We start from the raw sequence: 23,538 nt of genomic DNA, 5'->3' as shown, positions 1-23,538 counted from the left end.
CACGAATGTGCGCCAACGACAAAACGGCAGGACAGCCGTTTTGCACAGCGAAGCTGCCCGCCGGGTGGCGCACAGGGATGGGCGCCATGAAAACCGGCCGTAACCGCACTCGCAGCAATTTCAATCTCCGTGGTCGCCTGACCCTGGTCGGCATCGCCTTGGGCTTGTGCTCGGTGACGTTGATCGGGCGCGCCGCGTTCGTGCAGCTGGTCAACCGCGATTTCTATCAGCGTCAGGGCGAAGCGCGTTACTTGCGCGAACTGCCTATCGCCACCTCGCGCGGCATGATCACCGACCGCAACGGCGAGCCGCTGGCGGTGTCCACGCCGGTGGAATCGATCTGGGTTAATCCGCAGGAATTGCTGCGCAACCCGGACCGCATTCCCGAGCTGGCCAAGGCGCTCGGACAGCCGCTGGACGAATTGAACGCCAAGCTGGCACAGAAGGCCGGCAAGGAATTCATGTACCTGCAGCGCCGCATCAATCCGGACAAGGCGCATGCGATTGTCGATCTGAAAATTCCCGGCGTGTTCTCGCAGCGCGAGTTCCGTCGCTTCTATCCGCAAGGCGAAGCGATGGCCCACGTGCTGGGCTTCACCAACATCGACGACCGCGGGCAGGAGGGCCTTGAATTGGCCTTCGACGAATGGCTGCGCGGCAAGCCCGGTTCCAAGAAGGTGGTGCGCGATGCGCGAGGCGCCATCGTGGAAAGCGTGGACCTGGTGCGTCCGGCGCAACCGGGCAAGGACCTGACGCTGAGCATCGACCGCCGCATCCAGTTCCTGGCCTACAAGGAACTGCGTAACGCCCTGGTCGAAAACAACGCAGCAGGCGGTTCGATGGTGGTGATGGACGTGGCCACTGGCGAAGTGCTGGCGATGGTCAACCTGCCCACCTACAACCCGAATTCGGTCACCGGCATCAACCCGTCGGCGCGCCGCAACCGCGCGGTCACCGATCTGGTCGAGCCGGGTTCGACGATGAAGCCGCTGACCGTGGCCACCGCGCTGACTGCCGGCGTGGTGACCAAGGACACCGTCATCGATACCAACCCCGGCTACATGTCGGTGGGGCGCTTCACCATTCGCGATGTGCCACACAATAACGGCGTGCTCAATGTCACTGGCGTGATCACCCGCAGCTCGAACATCGGTGCGGCCAAGATCGCCGCCAAGGTGCCGGACCAGACCTTCTATCAGTCGATCCGCAACTTCGGTTACGGCAGTGCGCCGCATAGCGGATTTCCTGGTGAATCGGCCGGTGTGGTGTTGCAGCCGGCACGCTGGAGCGGCCCGTCCAAGACCACGATGTCGTATGGCTACGGCCTGTCGGTGACGCCGCTGCAGATTGCGCAGGCGTACGCCACGCTGGGCAACGGCGGCAAGCTCACCCCGCCCACCTTCGTGCGCGGCCAGCACAACGAAACCCGTCAGGTGATCACGCCGGAAGTGGCGCGGCAGGTCATCGACATGATGGAAACCGTGGTCACCCAAGGCGGCGCCAAGGGCGCGGCGATCCTGGGCTATCACGTCGCCGGCAAGACCGGTACCGCGCGCAAGAACGGCGCCAGCGGCTACGAGCGCGGGCATTACAACGCGCTGTTCGCGGGTCTGGTACCTGCCACGCGCCCGCGCTTTGCCACCGTCATCGTGATCAACGATCCGCAGGGCAAGGTGTACTACGGCGGCCTGGTGTCGGCGCCGGTGTTCCACAAGGTGATGGAAGGCGCGCTGCGCTTGATGGACGTGCCGCCGGACGACATCCAGTCATGGCTGGCCGCACAGGCTGCCGGCAAGACCGGCCAGCCCATGGTCAAGCCGCAGTCGGCCGATCTGGATCCGGCGCTGGTGCCGGACCCGGTGGACGAAGTGTCTGCCGGCATCCCGACCGCACTGGCGCCTGCGCCGGCCGCCGCGCCAGCGCAGCCCGCGCCGTTGCAGGAGAGCCGCCAGTGAGCCGTTCCATGGCGCTTTCGCAGTTGCTGCCGGACGTGGCGCTGCCGCACGACGTGCAGGTCTCCGGTCTGGTGATGGATAGCCGTACCGTTGCTCCGGGCGATGCGTTCGTGGCGATCGCCGGCTTCGGTGCGCATGGCCTGGGCTTTGTCGAACAAGCGCGCGCCAATGGCGCAACAGCGGTGTTGTTCGAGCCGCCGGCTCCGGACGGTCTGCCGGTCCCCGTCGATGCGATTGCCGTGCCCGGTTTGCGCGCGCGCCTTGGCGTGATGGCCGATCAATTTCATGGCCGGCCGTCGCATGCAATGCGCATGGTCGGCGTCACTGGCACCAATGGCAAGACCTCCACCGTACAGTTGCTGGCGCAGGCGCTGACGCTGCTCGGTACGCCCACCGGCACGCTCGGCACCCTTGGCGTCGGTCTGTATGGTGCGGCCGTGTCGACCGGTTTCACCACGCCGCTGGTGCTGCCCACGCATGCGTTGCTGGCGCAGTTGCGCGATGAGGGCGCGCAGGCGGTGGCGATGGAGGTCAGCTCGCACGCGCTCGATCAGGGCCGCGTGGATGCGGTGCATTTCGACGTCGCGGTGTTCACCAATCTCACCCGCGATCATCTCGATTACCACGGCGAGATGGCGCAATACGGCGCCGCGAAGGCCAAGCTGTTCACCCGCCCTGGCTTGAAAGCCGCCGTGGTGAATCTGGACGATGGCTTCGGCCGCACGCTGTTCGCTTCGCGCGATCCCGTGCTGCGCGCGATCGGCGTGAGCTCGCGCGCACATGCCGATGCCAGCGTGAGCGCGCAGGCATTGCAGCTGGACCACAACGGCATCAACTTCGCCCTGAATATCCAGGGCGAAGTGCATCCGGTGCATTCGCCGTTGCTGGGCCGCTTCAACGTGGACAACCTGCTGGCCGTGGCCGGCGCGTTGTGGGCGCTGGACATCGCACCCGCGCAGATCGCCACCGTGCTCGGTCAGTTGCAGCCGATCCATGGCCGCATGAACCGTCTCGGTGGCGCACATGGCGCACCATTGGTGGTGGTCGATTACGCACACACCCCGGATGCGCTGGAACAGGCATTGAGCAGCCTGCGTTCGCATGCGCAGGACCGGCTGATCTGCGTGTTCGGCTGCGGTGGTGAACGTGACACCGGCAAACGCCCGCAGATGGCGGCGATTGCAGAACTCAACGCCGATGTGGCAATCGTCACCGACGACAACCCGCGTGGCGAAGATGGCGATGCGATTGTGGCCGATATCCTGCGCGGCTTCGCGCGCCCGGATGCCGCCATCGTACAGCGCGACCGCGCCGCAGCGATCCATCAGGCCATCGCCATGGCCAGCGCGTCCGACATCGTGTTGATCGCCGGCAAGGGACACGAGCCATACCAAGAAGTTGCCGGCGTGCGGCATGCCTTCGACGACGCCATCGTGGCGGCGCAGGCGCTGCTGCCGCGCACCGTGTTGGGAGTGCGCCCATGAAGCTCACCCCACTGTCATTGATTGCGCATTGGGCCGGCGGCGAACTGCATGGCGACGACGCCATGATCGATGCGGTCGGCAACGACACCCGCACGCTCGCCAATGGCAGCCTGTATAGCGCGCTGCGCGGCGAGCGTTTCGATGGACATGACTTTGCCGCCGACGCCGTCGCGCGTGGGGCCAGCGGATTGCTGGTGGAGCGCCTGCTGCCGGCGCTGAGCGTACCGCAGGTGGTGGTGAAAGATACCGAGCTGGCACTGGCGCGGATTGCTGCCAGTATGCAGCGCGACCGCGTCACGCGCGTGCTCGCGTTGACCGGTTCCAACGGCAAGACCAGCGTCAAGGCGCTGCTGCTGTCGATCCTGCAGGAAGCCGGGCGCGTGGAGGGCACGACCGTGTACGCCACGCCGGGCAACCGCAACAACGAGATCGGTTTGCCGCTGGCCGTGATTGCCGCGCCTGACGATGCGGACTTTGCGATCTACGAAATGGGTGCAGGCAAGCCGGGCGATATTGCCTATCTGACCGATATCGCGCAGCCGCATGTCGCGCTGGTCAACAACATCGCGCCCGCCCATCTGGAACGCCTGGGCAGCTTGCTCGGCGTTGCACAGACCAAGGGCGCCATCTACGCCGCGCTGCCCGCCGATGGCGTGGCCGTGATCAATGCCGATGACGCTTTTGGCATGTGGTTCGAGCAGCAGTTGCAGGCGCAGCCGGCGCAGGGACGTTGCATCGTGCGCTACGGCTTGCAGATCGGTGCCGATATCACGGCGCGTGAGCTGCAACTGCAGGCTGGCGCTGCGCAGTTCACCTTGGTGACCCCGCAGGGCGAAGCGCAGGTTGCACTGCCGTTGCCGGGCCGCCACAACGTGCTCAACGCCTTGGCGGCAACCGGTCTGGCACTTGGTGCCGGCATCGCCTTGCCGGTGATCGCGGCCGGTCTGGCGCAGGCGCATCCGGTGGCCGGTCGGCAAATCGCGCAGACCTTACCGAGTGGCGCGGTGCTGATCGACGACAGCTACAACGCCAACCCTGGCTCGCTGGATGCGGCCATCGATGCGTTGGCCGCCGCACCCGGCGAAGGCTGGCTGGTGCTCGGCGACATGCGCGAACTCGGCGCCGAAGGCCTCGCATTGCATGCCGCTGCCGGACGTCGCGCACGCGCGGCCAAGCTGCAGCGGCTGTACGCGCTGGGCGAGCTCAGCGCCGCCGCGGCGCAGGCATTTGGCGACGGCGGCCGCGTGTTCGCCACACACGGCGAGTTGATCGACGCCTTGCAGGCAGATCTGGTCGATACCGCCAGCCGGGAAACAAGCACACAGCAACACGCATCGGGAAATACGCAGGAACATGCAGTGATTCACCAACAGAAATCGCCGTCCACGGCCGCTCTTTCAGGTGCCGCCTCCATCACGATCCTGGTGAAGGGTTCGCGCGGCAGCGCGATGGACCGCGTCGTCACCGCGCTGCTCGCATCGGCGGAGGGCGCATCCCATGCTGCTTGAGCTGGCCCGTTGGCTGCAGCAACTGGAGAGCCTGTTCGGGCTGTTCAACTATTTGACCTTCCGCGGCATTTTGGCTGCGTTGACCGCGCTGTTCCTGTCGTTGTGGATGGGCCCTGCGGTGATCCGCAAGCTCGCCCAGTTCAAGGGCGGCCAGCCGATCCGCCAGGACGGCCCGCAGACGCATTTTTCCAAGGCCGGCACGCCGACCATGGGCGGCTCGCTGATCCTGCTCACCGTCACCTTGTCGGTGCTGCTGTGGGGCGACCTGCGTAATCGCTATGTGTGGTTGGTGCTGGCGGTGATGATCTGCTTCGGTGCGATCGGCTGGTACGACGACTGGATCAAGATCGTGCGTCGCGACCCGAATGGGTTGAAATCGCGCTGGAAGTATCTGCTGCAGTCGATCTTCGGCCTGGCGGCCGGCTTGTTCCTGTACTACACCGCCGACGTCCCGGCGGCGATCACGTTTTACATCCCGATGTTCAAGTCCATCGCGCTGCCGCTGGTCGGCGTGAGCTTCGTGGTGATCGCCTACTTCTGGATCGTGGGTTTCTCCAATGCAGTGAACCTCACCGACGGCCTGGATGGTTTGGCCATCATGCCGACCGTGCTGGTGGCCTGCGCGCTGGGGGTGTTCGCGTATGCGTCGGGCAACGTGGTGTTTGCCGAATACCTGAAAATCCCGCTGATTCCCGGCGCTGGCGAGCTGATCATCATCTGCTCGGCGATCGCCGGGGCAGGGTTGGGCTTTCTCTGGTTCAACACCTACCCTGCAATGGTGTTCATGGGCGACATCGGCGCGCTGTCGCTGGGCGCGGTGCTCGGCACCATCGCGGTGATCGTGCGTCAGGAAATGGTGCTGGTGATCATGGGCGGCGTGTTCGTGATCGAAACGCTGTCGGTGATCATCCAGGTGGCCAGCTTCAAGCTGACCGGCAAGCGCGTGTTCCGCATGGCGCCGATCCACCACCATTTCGAACTCAAGGGTTGGCCGGAGCCGCGCGTGATCGTGCGTTTCTGGATCATTTCGGTGGTGCTGGTGCTGATCGGCCTTGCCACGTTGAAGGTGCGCTGATGAACGACATGTCCCGCCAGGCCACACGACTGGACGCCATCGGCGGCCGCTACGATCCGTGGCTGCTCGGGGCCGCGGTCACGCTCGCCTCGCTGGGCGTGGTGATGGTGGCGTCCAGCTCGATCGAGCTGGAAGCCAGCCCGTTCTACTACCTGACCCGCCACTTGCTGTTCCTGGGGGGCGGCATCGCGCTGGCGTTCTGGGCAATGCGCACCGAGCTCAAGACCATCGAACAGCATAACCAGATGCTGTTGCTGGCCTGCTTTGTGCTGCTCGTCGTGGTGTTCGTGCCTGGCCTGGGCAGCACCGTCAATGGCGCCAAGCGCTGGATCAACCTGGGCGTGTCGCGGTTTCAGGTGGTCGAATCGGTGAAAGTGTTCTACATCATCTGGCTTGCGAGCTATCTGGTGCGTTTCCGCGACGAGGTCAACGCGACCTGGCAGGCGATGCTCAAACCGGTGTTCGTGGTCGGCCTCTTGGTCGGCCTGTTGCTGCTGCAGCCGGACTTCGGCTCCTCGATGCTGCTGCTGAGCGTGACCGCCTGCATGCTTGTGCTGGGCGGTGCGCCGATCGGGCGCATCATCCTGCCGATCCTGCTGTTGCTGCCGGCATTGGTGGCATTGGTGATCTTCGAGCCGTACCGCATGCGGCGCGTGACCTCCTTCATGGACCCGTGGGTGGATCAGTTGGGCTCGGGCTACCAACTGTCCAACGCCCTGATGGCCATCGGTCGCGGTCAGTGGACCGGCGTAGGCCTGGGCGCCTCGGTACAGAAGCTCAACTATCTGCCCGAATCGCACACCGACTTCATCTTTTCGGTGATCGCCGAGGAACTGGGCTTTGTGGGTGTGTGCGGCGTGATCGGGTTGTACGCGCTGCTGGTCGGTCGCGCCTTCTGGCTGGGCATGCGCTGCGTGGAAATGAAGCGGCATTTCTCCGGCTACATCGCCTTCGGCATCGGCCTGTGGATCGCAATGCAGAGCTTCGTGTCGATCGGCGTCAACCTGGGCATCCTGCCGACCAAGGGGCTGACCCTGCCGCTGATTTCGTCAGGCGGTTCATCGGTGCTGATGACCTGTCTTGCGATGGGTGTGCTGCTGCGGGTGTCCTACGAGGCCGATCGCGCCGAGCGCCTGCGCAGCAAGTTGTCTCCGCAGGGCGCGGCCATCTCGCCAGGTGAGCCAGCCGAGCCGGTGGTCGATGCGGTACCGCCGGCCTACGCGCCTGCGCGCAAGCCGCAACGCGACACTGCCGCTGCGCCCGCACCTGCCGCCGCCCCGGTTGCCGCCCATGTAGCACCGGCATCGGCCATCCTGCGCGGCACCAGCCGCATGCAACCGCGTGTGGAACCGACGTTTGGGAGGATTGCGTGAGCGTTTATGCGCATCTCTCGCAAACGCCCGCACATCCATCTGCGCGTATTCAGCCGGTGATGATTCTGGCCGGCGGCACCGGTGGGCATATTTTCCCGGGACTGGCCGTGGCCAAGGTGCTGCGCGCGCGCGGCGTGCCGGTGACCTGGCTGGGTGCCGATGGCGCGATGGAAACCCGCCTGGTGCCGCAGCACGACATTCCCATCGATACGCTGGCCATCACCGGCCTGCGCGGCAAAGGCATGGTGAAGTTGCTCGGCGCGCCGCTGCGGGTAATGCGCGCAGTGCGCGCCGCAGGCTTTGTGCTGCGCAAGCGCCAGCCGCGTGCGGTGATCAGTTTTGGCGGCTTTGCTGCCGGTCCGGGCGGGCTGGCTGCGCGCTTGCTCGGTGCGCCGTTGCTGGTGCACGAACAGAATCGCGCACCTGGCATGACAAACAAGGTGTTGTCGCGTTTCGCGCGCCGCGTGCTGACCGGCTTTCCGGGCAGCTTTGCTGGCGAAGAAGCGGTAGGCAACCCAGTGCGTGCAGAAATCGCTGCACTGCCTGCGCCGGCTGACCGTTTGGTCGGTCGCACCGGCCCGGTATGCGTCTTGGTGCTGGGCGGAAGCCAGGGCGCGCGCGTGTTGAATCAGGCGGTGCCGACAGCGCTGGCCGCACTCGGTCATCCGGATGTCGAGGTTCGCCATCAGTGCGGCGAAAAGCTGCGCGCCGAAGCCGAGGTGGCGTATGCACAGGCCAGCGTCAACGCCAGCGTCGAACCCTTTATCGCCGACATGGCTGCGGCCTATGCGTGGGCCGATCTGGTGGTGTGCCGTGCCGGGGCTTCCACGCTTGCAGAGCTGTGCGCCGCCGGTGTCGGCAGCGTGCTGGTGCCGTTTGCCGCCGCCGTGGACGACCATCAAACCCGCAATGCCGAATATCTGGTTGGGGCCGACGCCGCCGTGCTGCTCAAGCAGGACGACAGCCTGGCAGTGCGCTTGCAGCAGGTGTTGCAGACGTTGCTCACCGACCCGGCCCGTCGCCTGTCGATGGCCAACGCCGCACGCACCCTGGCCAAGCCGGACGCCGCCGAGCGCATCGCCGACATCATTCTTCAGGAGGCCGGGACTGGGGATCGCCAGCCTCCGGCTGTCGAAGAGCGAGCGGGATTCGGGATTGGTAAAGAGCAACAGCACAAGCAGGACAGCATGCAGAACTCCGTTGATGGTCAATTTTCGGGGCGATCGACCGCCGCCGTTGCCAATCTCCAATGCCGCTCGCTCTTCGACAGCCACAGGCTGGCCATCCTCACTCCCGGCACCTTCGCAGGGGGTGCAGCTTGATCCGCCGTCTGCAGGACAGTGGCGATCTGGTGCGCGCGTTTCCGCGCGTGCATTTCGTCGGCATCGGCGGCACCGGCATGAGCGGCATTGCCGAGGTGATGTTGACGCTGGGCTATGAAGTCTCCGGCTCGGATAACTCGGATAACGTGGCCACGCGTCGCTTGGCCAAGCTGGGTGCGCGCGTGATGCGCGGCCACTCGGCCGCCAATGTGTTGGGCACCGATTGCGTGGTGGTCTCCAGCGCCATTCGCGATGACAACCCCGAGCTGATGGAAGCGCGCAGCCAGCGCATTCCGATAATGCCGCGTGCCGCGATGCTGGCCGAGTTGATGCGCTTCCGCCGCGGCATCGCGGTGGCCGGCACGCATGGCAAGACCACCACCACCAGCCTGGCTGCAGCGGTGCTGAGCGAAGGCGGGTTGGACCCGACGTTCGTCATCGGCGGCCAGCTGCTGGCCGCAGGCGCCAACGCAAAACTCGGTGGCGGCCAATGGCTGGTCGCCGAGGCCGACGAGAGCGATGGCAGCTTCCTGCGCCTGAATCCGTTGATGGCCGTCATCACCAACATCGATGCGGATCACCTGGAAAATTACGGCAACGATTTCGCGCGTATCCAGGCCGCATTCGCCGAATTCCTGCAGCGCCTGCCGTTCTATGGCCTGTCACTGCTGTGCATCGACGACCCGGAAGTCGCTGCGCTGGCCGGCAGGACGCCGCGCCACGTGATGAGCTACGGCATGAGCGAAAACGCCGACGTGCGCGCCGAAGATGTGGTGCAGGACGGTCCGCGCATGCGCTTCACGCTGCGTCTGCCGGAAGGCACCACCACGCCAGTGACATTGGCGCTGCCGGGGCGTCACAACGTGCTCAATGCACTGGCGGCTGCCGCAATCGGCTGGCAGCTCGGCGTGGCTCCGGGCACCATTGCACGCGCGCTGGAAAACTTCGCCGGCATCGGCCGTCGTTTCAACGATCTGGGCGAAGTCACCACCAGCACCGGCGCGCGCGTGCGCGTGGTCGACGATTACGGCCACCATCCACGCGAGCTCGAAGCCGTGTTCGCTGCGGCGCGTGGTGGCTGGCCGGACAAGCGCCTGGTCGTCGCATTCCAGCCACACCGCTATAGCCGCACCCGCGATCAGTTCGACGCCTTCGCCGCGGTGCTCAGCACGGTCGACGCATTGGTGTTGAGCGAGGTCTACCCGGCAGGCGAAGCGCCGATTCCGGGCGCCGATTCGCGTGCACTAGCGCGCGCCATCCGTGCGCGCGGCCGCAGCGAACCGGTGGTCGTCGGCCAGATCGCCAGCCTTGCCGAAGTGTTGCCGGACGTGCTGCAAGACGGTGACCTGCTGTTGATGATGGGCGCCGGCGATATCGGTTATGTGGCACAGCACATCATCAACAACGGGTTTGTCGGAGAGCCGGCATGAGCGCGGTCATCGCCAATGCCCGCACCAGCGATCCGGCCATCTTTGGCCGCGTCGCCGTGTTGCTCGGCGGCACTTCGTCCGAGCGCGAGGTGTCCTTGAACTCCGGCAGCAATGTGCTGGAAGCGCTGCGTGCGCGCGGCGTCGATGCGCAGCCGGTCGATGGCATTGCGGCACTGGCCAAGGCGTTGGTCGCGCAGCAGTTTGATCGCGTGTTCAATGTGCTGCACGGCCATAACGGCGGCGGCGAAGACGGCATCGTGCAGGGCCTGATGGAAGCTTTCGGCGTGCCGTATACCGGCTCGGATGTGCTTGGCTCGGCGTTGAGCATGGACAAGATCCGTACCAAACAGGTGTGGCTGTCGCTGGGCCTGTCGACACCGCGTTACGCGCGGTTGGCTGCTGGCGCCAGCGCCGCGGACATTCATGTCGCGGCACAACAGCTCGGTTTACCGGTCATCGTCAAGCCGGCCAATGAAGGCTCAAGCGTTGGCGTCAGCCGCGTGTTCGACCAGGCACAGCTCGAAGACGCAGTGACCCTGGCTGCCCGCTACGACGGTGCGCTGTTGATGGAGCAGTTGATCGAAGGCGACGAACTGACCGTTGCGGTGCTCGGCGACACCGCGTTGCCGTCCATCCGCATCGTGCCCAAGGGCCAGTGGTACGACTACAACGCCAAGTACATCGCCGAAGACACGCAGTATCTGTGCCCGGGCCTGGAAGGCGAGCCCGAAGCGCAGATCCGCCAACTTGCGCTCGATGCGTTCCGCGCTGCCGGCTGCCGTGGCTGGGGCCGCGTGGACGTGATGCGCGATGGCAGCAGCGGCCAGCTGTATCTGCTCGAAGTGAACACCGCTCCCGGCATGACCAGCCACTCGCTGGTGCCCAAGGCCGCCCGCCAGCTCGGCATCGATTTCGAAGAACTGGTCTGGCGCGTGCTGGAGAAGACGCTGTGATGACGGGATTGGGGATTCGGCATTCGGGATTGGTGAACGGCGGTGCCATGCGCGCCTTTGCTGTGGCTGCTGCCGTGACCAACCCCCAATCTCCAATGCCGAATCCCGTGTGCGGAGCGCGCCCATGAACGCCACCCTGCGCATCCTGGCCTGGTTGCTCGCGCTGGCGTTGGTCGCGCTGCCGGTGGTGGCTGTGCTCAATGGCTGGGTCGGTGCCGAGCGTTGGCCGTTGGCCAAGTTGCGCGTGTCCGGCGACTTCAAGCGCGTGCCGGCCGAAGAGTTGCGTGCGGTGGTGTTGCCGTATGCGCGTGCCGGTTTTTTTGCGGTGAAACTGCAGCAGGCGCAGGACGCCATCGCGCGCTTGCCGTGGGTGGAAAGTGCGCAGGTGCGCAAGCGCTGGCCGGACGTGCTGGAAGTGCACGTGACCGAGCACAAGCCGTTTGCGCGCTGGGGCACCGACCGCATGCTGTCCGAGCAGGGCCGGCTGTTTCGCACCCCGCCGCTGTTGAAGGATTTCAAGTTGCCGCAGCTGGGTGGGCCGGACAGCAAAACCCAGGATGTGGTGGCGCTATACAACGAATCGCGCGCCTTGTTCGCACCGACCGGGCTGGATGTGGAGCGTCTTGAAATGGACGCGCGCGGCAGCTGGTCGCTGGGTCTGAGCAATGGCGTGCAGATCGTGGTCGGCCGCGACGATGCGCGCGCCCGTCTGCAGCGCTTCGCACGCATGCTGCCGCAGCTGGCCGATCCGCAGCGCCCGATCTCCCGCGCCGACCTTCGCTACACCAATGGATTTACCGTTGAAAGGCGGGCGGTGGAGAGTGGGGATTCGGGATTGGAAAAATCGACGCCTCGGCATCGCGCGGCATCCTCTCGGGTTGCCCTGGTCCATCCGCGTTTCACGACTCCCGACTCCCGACTCCCGACTCCCGGCTTTAAGACATGAATCGCAAAGGCGACAAATCCCTCATCGTTGGACTGGACATCGGCACTTCCAAGGTCGTTGCGCTGGTCGGCGAATACTCGCCCGGCAATCCGATCGAAGTGATCGGCATCGGTTCGCATGAATCGCGCGGTCTCAAGCGCGGTGTGGTGGTGGACATCGAATCCACCGTGCAGTCGATCCAGCGTGCGGTGGAGGAAGCCGAACTGATGGCTGGCTGCGAGATCCGCTCGGTGTATGCCTCGATTTCCGGCAACCACGTGCAGTGCAAGAATTCGCCCGGCATCGTGCCGATCCGCGACGGCGAAGTGACCTGGAGCGATCTGGAGCGTGTGCTCGATGCCGCCAAGGCGGTGGCCATTCCTGCCGATCAGCGCATCCTGCATGCGATCCCGCGCGAGTACGTGCTGGACGATTCGCAGGAAGGCATCCGTAACCCGGTCGGCATGACCGGCGTGCGCCTGGAGGTGCAAGCGCATCTGGTGGTGTGCGCGCAGTCGGCCGCCGCCAACATCACCAAGTGCGTGCAGAAGTGCGGCCTGCATGTCGACGATCTGGTGCTGTCGTCGCTGGCATCGTCGGTCGCAGTGCTGACCGCCGACGAACGCGAGCTCGGCGTGGTGCTGGTGGACATCGGCGCCGGCACCACCGATCTGGCGGTGTACGTGCAGGGCGCGATCTGCCATACCGCTTCCTTGCCGATTGCCGGCGACCACGTCACCAACGACATCGCGCACATGCTGCGCACGCCCACGCCGGAAGCCGAGCAGATCAAGGTCCGCTACGCCTGTGCGCTGGCGCAGCTGGCCACCGCCGAAGAGAGCATCCAGGTGCCATCGGTGGGCGATCGCCCGCCGCGCCGCATGCCCCGCCATGCACTCGCGCAGGCGGTGCAGGGCCGTTACGAAGAAATCTTCGAGATGGTGCAGGCCGAACTGCGCCGCTCCGGCTTCGAAGAAATGGTGCGCGCCGGCATGGTGCTCACCGGCGGCGCCTCGAAGATGGAAGGCGTGGTGGAACTGGCCGAGGAAATGCTGCAAATGCCGGTGCGCGTAGGCATTCCGCAGCACGTCACGGGCTTGGGCGAAGTCGTCGGCAACCCGGTGCATGCCTCGGGCGTCGGCCTGTTGCTGATGGGCAGCCAGATCGAACATCCGCGTCGCCCGTCGATCCCGACCGGACGCGCGGGAAGCTTGTTCAAGAAATTGAAGAATTGGTATCGCGGCGAATTCTGACGGGCCGAGATTCGGGAGTTTGAATTCGGGATTGGCAAGAGCAAGAGCGAAAGGCAAAGCGGCGGCGGTTGCGAAGATGAAGTAGAGAGCGGCGAGCAGGTAGGCGGTAAAATTTTTTTGCAGGCATTGCGTCGAGGAGCAGGTGTGGTGAGTCGTTGAGCGCAACAGCGCATCAATGGCCACGCAACCGAGACCCGACTTTCAAACAACAACACTCGCCGTGATGCGGAGTAGGGCAGGGACCAGCGCGTTTGCGACTCCCCTCTCCCCACTTCTCACTCCCGGCTCAAGAGGACACTGACATGGCACATTTCGAACTGATTGAAAAAATGGCTCCCAACGCAGTCATCAAGGTTGTGGGCGTGGGCGGTGGCGGCGGCAATGCCGTCGCGCACATGGTCAACACCAACGTCGATGGCGTGGAATTCATCACCGCCAACACCGACTCGCAAGCGATCAAGAATTGCGGCGCCAAGTTGCAGCTGCAGCTTGGCACCAACGTCACCAAGGGCCTGGGCGCAGGCGCCAATCCGGAAGTCGGCCGCCAGGCCGCGCTGGAAGATCGCGAGCGCATCATGGACGCGCTGCAGGGTGCGGACATGGTCTTCATCACCGCCGGCATGGGTGGCGGGACCGGCACCGGCGCCGCACCGGTGGTCGCACAGCTGGCCAAGGAGATGGGCATCCTGACCGTGGCCGTGGTCACCAAGCCGTTTCCGTTCGAAGGCCGTCGCCGCATGCAGGTGGCGCTGAAGGGCATCGAAGAGTTGAGCCAGCATTGCGATTCGCTGATCACCATCCCCAATGAAAAGCTGATCACCGTGCTGGGCCGCAACGCCACCATGATCCAGGCGTTCCGCGCTGCCAACGACGTGCTGCAGGGCGCGGTGCAGGGCATCGCCGATCTGATCGTGCGTCCGGGCCTGATCAACGTCGACTTCGCCGACGTGCGCACCGTGATGTCGGAAATGGGTCTGGCCATGATGGGCACCGGTTCGGCACGCGGCGACGATCGCGCGCAGGCCGCTGCCGAAGCCGCCATCCAGAACCCGCTGCTGGACGATGTGAACCTGGCCGGCGCCAACGGCATCCTGGTCAACATCACCGCCGGCCCGGACTTCACCATGTCCGAGTTCGACGAGATCGGCCGCACCATCGAAGCCTTCGCCTCGGAAGATGCCACCGTGGTCGTCGGTACCGTGCTCGACCCGGACATGCAGGACGAAGTGCGCGTGACCGTGGTGGCCACCGGCCTGAACCGTGCGGTTGCGCGGCAGCCCCAGCGTCCGGATCAGCGTGCGCCGATCAAGTTGGTGCGCAATGCCACCACCGGGCAGCCGGAATTCGGCGACTTCGACACCAACAGCGGCGACGCGGTGTCCAAGGCCGTCGGCGGCAGCATGGGCCTGGGCCTGCGTCGTCCGAGCAGCGACTCGGCTGGCAGCAGCAGCGGCAACCACACCAGCGGCGGCTCCTCGGCGCCGGCGGCTGACCTGCCCAACGATTATCTGGATATTCCGGCGTTCCTGCGCCGCCAGGCCGACTAAGGAGCGTCGGCCGCGTCGCTACGGTGACGCAGCCCGTCTTGCCCCGGAGTCCGCTTCGGGGTGCATTGCCATGCCATGTCATTTCTGCCGGATCGGTGCCGATCCGGCAGCTTTTGTAACAGCGTGACCGGGTGATGACAGTTTCCGTCACGCGCGACTTGTTAAAATACTGATAATCTCAGCGGGCCAGGCAGTCGATTCAGCGTCTGTCTGCATTGTTCAGCCAGACTTCGCATATGACCCAGCAACGCACGCTCAAGAACACCATTCGCGCCACCGGCGTCGGCCTGCATAGCGGCGACAAGGTGTATATGACGCTACGACCGGCTCCGGTCGATCATGGCGTGGTGTTCCGACGTGTGGACCTGGAACCGATCGTCGAAGTCCCCGCCGATGCCGAGCTGGTCACCGAAACCACGTTGTGCACCGGCCTGAGCTGCAACGGTGCCAAGATCCAGACCGTCGAACATCTGATGTCCGCATTGGCGGGCTTGGGTGTGGACAATGTCATCGTCGAACTGTCCTCGGCCGAGTTGCCCATCATGGATGGTTCGTCCGGCCCGTTCGTGTTCCTGCTGCAGTCGGCAGGTATCGTCGAACAGAGCAAGCCCAAGCGCTTCATCCGGATCAAGCAGACCGTGGAAGTGCGCGACGGCGACAAGGTGGCGCGCTTTGAGCCCTACGAGGGCTACAAGCTTGGTTTCACCATCGAATTCAATCACCCGATGATCCCGGCCAAGCAGTCGCGCCAGGAAATCGATTTCTCCACGTCGGCGTACGTCACGGAAATTTCGCGCGCGCGCACCTTCGGTTTCATGCGCGACCTCGAGTACATGCGCGAGCGCAATCTGGGCCTGGGCGGTTCAATGGACAACGCCATCGTGCTGGACGAGTTCCGTGTGCTCAACGAAGACGGCCTGCGCTACACCAACGAATTCGTGCGGCACAAGATTCTGGACGCCATTGGCGATCTGTATCTGGCTGGCGGCGCCATCCTGGGTGCTTACGAAGGCTTCAAATCCGGCCACGCCCTCAACAACAAACTGGTGCGTGCGTTGTTGGCCGACCAGGCCGCCTGGGAATGGGTGAGCTTCCCGGAAGGCACCGAGCAGCCGCCGGTCACCTACGCCAGCCCTGTCTACGCGTAGTGTCAGGGAATGCCCTAGTTGGCACAGAAAGTGTGAATCAAGTTGTATTTTTTGTTCATTCTTAACATTTATCTAATAATTCCCTAACTCCTGCGGCCGACATGCCCGCTAGGATGCGTCGGGCCGTGTGAGCTCTTCGCAACGCTCTCACGCACTGGCGGCCGCTCTGGATGAGCGGTGAAGACCTTACCGCTTCGTCGGTAAGACGTCCTGCAAGGAAGCCAACGCGTCGCGCAAACCTTTGTGCGTCGCCTCTGACACGGGTTTAGGACGGTCGCGGTTCTGCTGCGTTGGGGAATGCAGCGGCGCGGTTGCGGTCTTGACGGTCACTGCGGTGGCCTCCAGTCCGATGGATCGGGCGGCATCCAGGATTTGGGTTTCGGCAAGTCGCACCTTGGCATGCCAGACCGGCGAATCCACCAGAAAAACGAGCTGTTTGCCTCGGACATTGGCTAACCGGCAACGGGTGGCCAGATGAGGTGGTAACAGGGAGCGCAACTGCCGGTCCAGTGCATCGAGCCACAAGGCTCGGCGCAAGGGGTCGCCAGCCTTTTCCCCCAACGCGGCCTCGATGGCCGGTTGTGGAGTGGAAGGGGTGTGTGCGTTGGACTTGGGCTTGGACATGACACTCATATGGCGTTGAAAAAATTTGTCATCAAATCCCGGCAGACCCGGGCGCAGCGTGCGGCCCGGCAGTTCCAGGACGTTGCAGCAGATCGGCCGATGGTGGTGCTTGGTGCGGTACTGGGCCTGGGCATGCTGATCGGCGTTGGTGCAAGCACCGCCACCGGCATGGTGACCAATTCCGCGCTGCAGGCCAAGGTTGCGCAACAGCAGGCCGAGCTGGCCCAGGCGCAGCGCGCCTCACAGGCGCAGGTCAATGCGCTGGCCGCCCGTCTGGGCGAGCTGCAGGCGCAGGCGACCCGCCTCAATGCATTGGGCGAGCGCCTCACCGAGATGGGCAAGTTGAAGGACGGCGAGTTCGACTTCGATGAGCCTGTCGGCGTCGGTGGCGGCGATGAGCCGGTCAGCGACATGCCGGTGAAAGAGCTGAAGGAGACGCTCGGGCAAGTGGAGCAGCAGTTCTCCGCCTCCGGCCAGCAACTGGACGTCCTGGCCTCGCTGATGTTCGATCATCAGCTCGAGCAGAACGCGGTGCCTTCGCGGATGCCGATCCGCAACACCTACATCACCTCCGGCTTCGGCGGTCGCGCCGACCCGTTCGACGGTGGTTCGGCCTTCCACAAGGGTGTGGACTTCCACGCCAACGTGGGCGACCCGGTGATGTCGGTTGCCGATGGCGTGGTCAGCTACGCCGGTGTGCGTGGCGGCTACGGCAATGTGGTGGAAGTGGATCACGGCAATGGCTATGTGACCCGCTATGCGCACAACTCGCGTCTGGTGGTGAAGGTGGGCGATCTGGTGCGTGCCGGCCAGCAGGTGGCGCGTGCCGGCTCCAGCGGCCGTTCTACCGCCGCACACGTGCATTTCGAGGTCTGGGCGGACGGGCGCGTGGTCAATCCGCGCAAATTCCTGGGTGAAACCACGCCGGTGGGACGTCAAGGGCGCGGTTGACGAAGGCGCGGGCCGCGCTTGATTCGTGAAGGCCCGCCCCAAGCTACAATAGGGTGTTGCCATCGACAGGGCGCAGTGCGCCCTGTTTCGTTTACGGCGGTCGGGTCTGTGGGGACCGGCGTCGGTCAAACCGTTCCTTTTCAACCGGTTTCTTCAATGATCAACAGTCTGCTTACCCGTGTCTTTGGCAGTCGTAACGAACGCCAGCTGCGCCAGCTCACCCGCCTCGTCACCCAGATCAATGCGCTGGAGCCGACGATCGAGAAGCTCTCTGACGCCGAGCTGCAAGCCAAGACCCCGGAGTTCAAGCAGCGGCTTGCCGCCGGTGAGTCCCTGGACAAGATTCTTCCCGAAGCCTTTGCGGTGTGCCGCGAGGCCAGCCGCCGCGTGCTCGGCATGCGCCATTACGATGTGCAGCTGATCGGCGGCATGGTGTTGCACCTGGGCAAGATCGCTGAGATGCGCACCGGCGAAGGCAAGACCCTGGTGGCCACGCTGCCGGTGTACCTCAACGCGCTGCAGGGCGAGGGCGTGCACGTGGTCACGGTCAACGACTACCTGGCGCGCCGCGACGCCGCGCAGATGGGCAAGTTGTACAACTGGCTGGGCCTGAGCGTAGGCGTGGTGTATCCGGGCATGCCGCACAGCGACAAGCGCGAGGCCTACGGCAGCGACATCACCTACGGCACCAATAACGAATTCGGCTTCGACTACCTGCGCGACAACATGGCGCTGTCGCGCGCCGACCGCTACCAGCGTACTCTGCATTACGCGATCGTCGACGAAGTGGACTCGATCCTGATCGACGAAGCGCGCACCCCGCTGATCATCTCCGGCCCGGCCGACGAGTCGCCGGAGCTGTACATCCGCGTCAACCGCATCGTGCCGCAGCTGACCAAGCAGGAAAGCGAAGAAGGCGAAGGCGATTTCTGGGTCGACGAGAAGGGCAAGCAGGTGCATCTGTCGGAGGCGGGCATGGGCCACGCCGAAGAACTGCTGCTGCAGGCCGGCATCCTGGAAAACGCCGAAGACGGCCTGTATGCCGCGCAGAACCTGAGCGTGGTGCATCACCTCAACGCGGCGCTGCGTGCGCATGCGATCTATCAGCGCGATGTGGATTACATCGTGCGCGATGGCGAAGTGGTGATCGTGGACGAATTCACCGGCCGTACGCTGTCCGGGCGGCGCTGGTCCGACGGTCTGCATCAGGCGGTCGAAGCGAAGGAAGGCGTGCCGGTGCAGCGCGAAAACCAGACGCTGGCCAGCATCACCTTCCAGAACCTGTTCCGCATGTACAAGAAGCTGTCCGGCATGACCGGTACGGCCGACACCGAAGCCTACGAATTCCAGAGCATCTACGGCCTGGAAGTGGTGGTGATCCCGACCAACCGCCCGACCGTGCGCAAGGACCATCCGGACCAGGTGTTCCTCAACCGCAAGGGCAAGTTCAACGCGGTGCTGGCCGACATCGAAGACTGTGCCAAGCGCGGTCAGCCGGTGTTGGTGGGGACGACCTCGATCGAGACCTCGGAAATGCTGTCCGAGCATCTGCGCAAAGCCGGGGTGAAGCACGAAGTGCTCAACGCCAAGCAGCACGAGCGCGAAGCCACCATCGTGGCCAACGCCGGCCAACCGGGCGCGGTAACCATCGCCACCAATATGGCCGGTCGCGGTACCGACATCGTGCTGGGCGGTTCGTTGGAATCGGAGTATCACGCCCTCGGCGAAGACGCCACCGAAGACGCGCGCTTCAAGATCAAGACCGACTGGCAGCGTCGTCATGACGCGGTCAAGGCGGCCGGCGGCCTGCACATCATCGGTACCGAACGCCACGAATCGCGGCGTATCGACAACCAGCTGCGCGGCCGTGCCGGTCGTCAGGGCGACCCGGGTTCGTCGCGCTTCTATCTGTCGCTGGAAGACAATCTGATGCGCATCTTCGCCTCGGACTGGGTCCAGAAGGCGATGCGCATGATGGGCATGAAGGAAGACGACGTCATCGAAGATCGCCTGGTCAGCCGGCAGATCGAAAAGGCGCAGCGCAAGGTGGAAGCGCATAACTTCGACATCCGCAAGAACCTGCTGGATTTCGACGACGTCAACAACGATCAGCGCAAGGTGATCTACGCCCAGCGCGATGAATTGCTGGACGCCGAGTCGGTCAAGGACAACGTCGACGGGATTCGCGGCGATGTGATCTATGATCTGGTTGCACGCTTCGTGCCGCCCAATTCGGTGGACGAACAGTGGGACGTGAAGGGCCTGGAAGCTACGCTGGAGTCCGAGCTGGGCGTGACCTTGTCGCTGACCGACATGGTGCGCACGCAAGAAGAGATTGATGCCGAGCAGATTGCCGCCAAGGTGCAGGCAGCAGTGGATGCGCACTTCGCCGAGAAGGAAGCGGCCGTGGGCAACGACACCATGCGCGCGTTGGAAAAGCACGTGATGCTGACCGTGCTCGACCAGGGCTGGAAGGAGCACCTGGCCAAGATGGATTACCTGCGCCAGGGCATCTATCTGCGCGGTTACGCACAGAAGCAGCCCAAGCAGGAATATAAAAAAGAAGCGTTCGAGCTGTTCTCCGAGATGCTGGAGAACGTCAAGCGTGAAGTGATCCATCTGCTGGCGCGTGTGCGCATCCGCAGCGAAGAAGAAGTGGCCGAACTGGAAGAGCAGGAACGTCTCCATGCGCAGGCGCGCTTGATGGCCTCGCAATTCCAGCACCAGGATGTGGGTGGCTACGGCACTGACGAGGAAGCCGCGCAGGTGCAGAGCGGCAACGCGCCGGTCCCGGTCTCGCAGGTCACCCGCGACGAGCCAAAGGTCGGCCGCAACGATCCTTGCCCCTGCGGCAGCGGCAAGAAGTACAAGCACTGCCACGGTCAACTCAGCTGAGCTGAGTTGACCGTGGAGCAGCCCGCTTTGCGGGCTGCTCACCCAGCGTCCGCGTTGCGGACGTTGGGTGCACGGTACTCTTCCGATCCCCGCGCCGTTGGCGCGCCTCCTTACCAAGGGGGCTGTGCTGACGGAGAGTTGGTGGGGCTTTTGAGAAGTGGAAATTGTCTGAAAAGCGGGAGTTGAATGTTGGAGGTTGGGTGCAAGGCCCTGCCTGCTGATCTCGCTTGCGTTGGGCCAAGTTCCTGCTAAGAGTGTCGCTGGTCGAGTCGGTCGGCATTCGTTGGGACACCACGACATCAACGCTGGGAGCGCGCGTTCAAGGCGCCTATTCCAGTGAGCGTGAGCTGCAGCTACGCAGTCGTAGATTCTTGATGCGTTACCTGTGCCGCCGTGCATCGCGCTGCTGCGTCTGTGCGATTGCGGGGCGTATGCTCATTGCACGTCCTGCTTGGAGTGCGGTCATGTCGCAGCTGTCCAGCCAACAACTGAAGGTCTTCGTGCCTGCGCGCGATTACGCAGTGTCGCAGCGGTTCTATCGCGCGCTGGGATTCGTGCAGGAAGACGAGGTGGGCAATGTGACCTGTTTCCGGCATGGCGCGCAGTGCGCGTTCTTGCTGCAGGATTTTTACGTGCGCGAGTTGGCCGAGAACCTGATGCTGCATCTGTGGGTGGACGATGCCGACGCTTGGTGGCAGCACGTGCACGACATTGGTTTGGATGCGCAGTTCGGTGCGAGCGTCAGCGCTCCGGAAGACCGGCCGTGGGGCGCGCGCGATTTCACCTTGCACGATCCCAGCGGCGTGCTGTGGCGAATCGGGCAGCCGTTGTGAAGCCGGGATTGGGGGATTCGTGATGCGGGATTGGCTAACGCCTGTAGTGCACCAGCTGTTACCAATCCCTACTCACGAATCACGAATCCCAGCCCTCAAGCGATTGCGCTGAACCGCTCACTCGCGGCACTCTTGCGTCCATGCCTGATTCTCTTCGATCCATTCACGTCGTTGCCGGCGTGATCACCGACCCCCGCGGGCGCATCTTGCTGACCCGTCGTACAGAAACCCGCGACATGCCTGGCCTGTGGGAATTCCCGGGTGGCAAGCGTGAGCCCGGCGAAACGTCCGAACAAGCGCTGGTGCGCGAGCTCAACGAAGAGCTTGGCATCGAGGCGCAGGTCGGGGACTGGCTCATGGATGTGCCGCAGCTGTATCCGGACAAGCGGCTGCGTCTGGAAGTGCGTCACATCACCGCCTGGAAAGGCAGCCCACGTGGGCGCGAAGGCCAGGCCATGACCTGGGTGGCGGCAGACAAGCTGGCGCGCTATTCGATGCCGCCGGCCGATGTGCCGGTGGTGGGTGCGCTGCGCCAGCCCGACCATTACCTGATCACCCCCGAACCGGAGGACGACGCACGCTGGCTGGAAGGCCTGGAGCGCGCATTGCAGAATGGGATCACGCGGATCCAGCTGCGCGCGCGACAGACAGCACCTGCGCAGTGGCAGGCGCTGCTGCAGCAGGTCATGCGCTTACGTGGACGCACCCGCGCGCAGCTGCTGCTCAATCGCGATATCGCGCTGGCTGCGGAACTGGGGGTCGGCGTGCATCTGGGGTCGGAGCAGTTGGCCGGTCTGCAGGAACGCCCGCTGCCCGCAGAACAGCTGGTGGCTGCTTCCTGTCATGGCTTGGACGACTTGCGCCACGCGCAACGGATCGGCTGCGACTTCGCGGTGTTGGGGCCGGTGCAGGCCACCGCATCGCACCCGGGCGCCACACCTCTCGGATGGGGCGGTTTCGAAACCTTGCGTGAACAGGTCTCGCTGCCGATCTACGCGCTTGGCGGCATGCAGATTGAAGATGTGCGCGAGGCGCGCTCGCATGGTGCGCAGGGCATTGCGGCGATCCGCTCGCTTTGGCCGCAATAACCGCACCGACGCTGGTGGTGTTCGGCGGTTTGCCGGGCGTTGGTAAGCGTTCAATCGCTTCGTTATTGATCCGGCATCAACCAACTTGAATCAAGCCGCATAGCGAACCGGCCCATGCTCGAAGTATTTGCGAATCCGCTCAGGCTGGCGCTGCACGCTGCGAAGGTGGCGTGCGGTGGCCTTGACCAGTTGCAGCTTTGTGCGCGCTGGCGCCAGCGTCGTGACGGCTTGCTTGATGTCGGCGTTGGCCATTTCGTCGGGGTTGAGTTCGGGGCTGTAGCTGGGCAGGTAGAACACCTCGATCGCATCGGCGTGCTCGGCCAGCCACGCCTTGACGGGCTTGGCGTGGTGTACCCGCAGGTTGTCCAGGATCAGGAACAGCTTCTTGCTCGCCCCCTTGATCAGCCGGCGCAGGAAGTCGATCAGGATGTTCGTATTGAGCGCGCCGTCGAAGATGCGCCAGCGCATCTGGCCCTTGTTGGTCACGGTGGAGATCACCGACAGGCCGTGGCGCTTGCTGTTGACCCGGATCACAGGCGTCTGGCCTTTCGGGGCGAAGCCGCGCCCGCGCACGTCGTCGCTGCGCAGGCCGCTCTCGTCGCCCCAGTGAATCTCGGCGCCCTCGGCCTTGGCACGAGCGGCAATGACCGGGTAGTCCTCGTCGAGCCACTTCCGGACTGCGGCGGGTGATTGCTCGTAGGCCTTCTTCATCGGCTTTTGCGGCGTGAAGCCCCAGCGCGCCAGGTACAGCCCCATCGTGCGCACCGGCAGGCGAATGCCAAAGCGCTGCTCGATGAGCTGCGACACCGCCGCGCGCGTCCACAGCGCGTAGGGCATCTTCAACTGGTCAGGCGTCTTGTCGGTAATGAGCTTGCGCACCAAAGCTTCCTGCGCCGCGTCGAGCAGCCGGCCGTCGCCGCTGCGACGCCCGCTGGGCGCGTCGCGCAAAGCCTTGGCCCCTGCCACATCGTGACGCTTGCAGATGTCGAACACACCCGTGCGGCTCAACCCAGTCTGCGCCGCGATCTCGTCGTAGGTCTGGCCCGCCTTGCGCAGTCGAATGACCTGCACGCGCCTTTCGTGCCGCGCGTCGCGCGACAACGATCTCATGTCGGTTGCTTCCATCATCCTGAGATGATGGCGTCCACGAGAAGTTCAAGTTAACTACTTCCTA

16 protein-coding genes and 2 pseudogenes are annotated in these 23,538 nt (G+C 64.4%); 16 read left to right on the top strand and 2 right to left on the bottom strand.

Annotation, left to right across the window (positions count from 1 at the left end; translation table 11 throughout):
* Nucleotides 1-86: 86 nt before the first annotated feature.
* The 12 genes and pseudogenes from WJW29_RS12150 to lpxC all read left to right on the top strand — a co-directional run bounded on the left by WJW29_RS12150 (nt 87) and on the right by lpxC (nt 15,973).
* Nucleotides 87-1,955: a penicillin-binding protein 2 gene (locus WJW29_RS12150; RefSeq protein WP_011409379.1), complete on the top strand. Its 1,869-nt coding sequence runs from the start codon at nt 87-89 to the stop codon at nt 1,953-1,955.
* Between the two features lie 8 nt (nt 1,956-1,963).
* Nucleotides 1,964-3,439, top strand: coding sequence for a UDP-N-acetylmuramoyl-L-alanyl-D-glutamate--2,6-diaminopimelate ligase (locus WJW29_RS12145; protein WP_080494019.1), 1,476 nt, complete (start codon nt 1,964-1,966; stop codon nt 3,437-3,439).
* On the top strand, nt 3,436-4,947 hold the full coding sequence (gene murF / locus WJW29_RS12140; RefSeq protein ID WP_011260233.1) for a UDP-N-acetylmuramoyl-tripeptide--D-alanyl-D-alanine ligase: 1,512 nt from the start codon (nt 3,436-3,438) through the stop codon (nt 4,945-4,947). Before WJW29_RS12145 ends, murF begins: the two co-directional genes overlap by 4 nt.
* Entirely contained in the window at nt 4,937-6,022 is a 1,086-nt protein-coding gene (mraY, locus tag WJW29_RS12135) for a phospho-N-acetylmuramoyl-pentapeptide-transferase (RefSeq protein WP_011260232.1), read from the top strand. The genes murF and mraY overlap by 11 nt, the downstream gene beginning before the upstream one ends.
* On the top strand, nt 6,022-7,395 hold the full coding sequence (gene ftsW, locus WJW29_RS12130; protein WP_011409377.1) for a putative lipid II flippase FtsW: 1,374 nt from the start codon (nt 6,022-6,024) through the stop codon (nt 7,393-7,395). The genes mraY and ftsW overlap by 1 nt, the downstream gene beginning before the upstream one ends.
* Nucleotides 7,392-8,510 (top strand): annotated as a pseudogene (gene murG / locus WJW29_RS12125) (undecaprenyldiphospho-muramoylpentapeptide beta-N-acetylglucosaminyltransferase); the annotation flags it as partial. The gene ftsW and the pseudogene murG, both read left to right, overlap by 4 nt.
* 203 nt (nt 8,511-8,713) lie before the next feature.
* Nucleotides 8,714-10,147 carry a UDP-N-acetylmuramate--L-alanine ligase gene (murC, locus tag WJW29_RS12120; RefSeq protein WP_011409375.1) on the top strand — a complete coding sequence of 478 codons (1,434 nt, stop codon included), beginning with the start codon at nt 8,714-8,716 and terminating at the stop codon, nt 10,145-10,147.
* On the top strand, nt 10,144-11,100 hold the full coding sequence (locus tag WJW29_RS12115) for a D-alanine--D-alanine ligase (protein ID WP_011260228.1): 957 nt from the start codon (nt 10,144-10,146) through the stop codon (nt 11,098-11,100). Before murC ends, WJW29_RS12115 begins: the two co-directional genes overlap by 4 nt.
* Before the next feature lie 124 nt (nt 11,101-11,224).
* A pseudogene (locus WJW29_RS12110) lies at nt 11,225-11,944 on the top strand (cell division protein FtsQ/DivIB); the annotation flags it as partial.
* Nucleotides 11,945-12,042: 98 nt separating this feature from the next.
* Nucleotides 12,043-13,278: a cell division protein FtsA gene (gene ftsA, locus WJW29_RS12105; RefSeq protein ID WP_011260227.1), complete on the top strand. Its 1,236-nt coding sequence runs from the start codon at nt 12,043-12,045 to the stop codon at nt 13,276-13,278.
* Between the two features lie 302 nt (nt 13,279-13,580).
* Entirely contained in the window at nt 13,581-14,825 is a 1,245-nt protein-coding gene (gene ftsZ, locus WJW29_RS12100; RefSeq protein WP_011260226.1) for a cell division protein FtsZ, read from the top strand.
* Between the two features lie 236 nt (nt 14,826-15,061).
* On the top strand, nt 15,062-15,973 hold the full coding sequence (lpxC, locus tag WJW29_RS12095; RefSeq protein ID WP_011260225.1) for a UDP-3-O-acyl-N-acetylglucosamine deacetylase: 912 nt from the start codon (nt 15,062-15,064) through the stop codon (nt 15,971-15,973).
* A 186-nt stretch (nt 15,974-16,159) separates the two neighbouring features.
* Here lpxC and WJW29_RS12090 read toward each other — a convergent pair whose 3' ends face one another.
* On the bottom strand, nt 16,160-16,606 hold the full coding sequence (locus WJW29_RS12090; RefSeq protein ID WP_011260224.1) for a DUF721 domain-containing protein: 447 nt from the start codon (nt 16,604-16,606) through the stop codon (nt 16,160-16,162).
* Here WJW29_RS12090 and WJW29_RS12085 point away from each other — a divergent pair, their 5' ends adjacent.
* The 4 genes from WJW29_RS12085 (at nt 16,607) to WJW29_RS12070 (ending at nt 22,364) form a co-directional block, all read left to right on the top strand.
* Nucleotides 16,607-17,548, top strand: a complete 942-nt coding sequence (locus WJW29_RS12085) for a M23 family metallopeptidase (protein ID WP_011409372.1) — start codon at nt 16,607-16,609, stop codon at nt 17,546-17,548.
* A gap of 156 nt (nt 17,549-17,704) precedes the next feature.
* On the top strand, nt 17,705-20,443 hold the full coding sequence (secA, locus tag WJW29_RS12080) for a preprotein translocase subunit SecA (protein WP_011260222.1): 2,739 nt from the start codon (nt 17,705-17,707) through the stop codon (nt 20,441-20,443).
* A gap of 464 nt (nt 20,444-20,907) precedes the next feature.
* The gene (locus WJW29_RS12075; RefSeq protein WP_011409371.1) at nt 20,908-21,276 is read left to right on the top strand and encodes a VOC family protein; all 369 of its coding nucleotides are present in this window, start codon (nt 20,908-20,910) and stop codon (nt 21,274-21,276) included.
* A gap of 140 nt (nt 21,277-21,416) precedes the next feature.
* Nucleotides 21,417-22,364 carry a Nudix family hydrolase gene (locus tag WJW29_RS12070; protein ID WP_011260220.1) on the top strand — a complete coding sequence of 316 codons (948 nt, stop codon included), beginning with the start codon at nt 21,417-21,419 and terminating at the stop codon, nt 22,362-22,364.
* A 90-nt stretch (nt 22,365-22,454) separates the two neighbouring features.
* Here WJW29_RS12070 and WJW29_RS12065 read toward each other — a convergent pair whose 3' ends face one another.
* Complete coding sequence (locus WJW29_RS12065) at nt 22,455-23,489, bottom strand: IS630 family transposase (protein WP_011407587.1); 1,035 nt, start codon at nt 23,487-23,489, stop codon at nt 22,455-22,457.
* Nucleotides 23,490-23,538: the final 49 nt, after the last annotated feature.

Source organism: Xanthomonas sp. JL1, from assembly GCF_038405005.1.
Note: the sequence above shows the minus strand (reverse complement) of the source record. Positions and strands in the feature narration are given on the sequence as shown.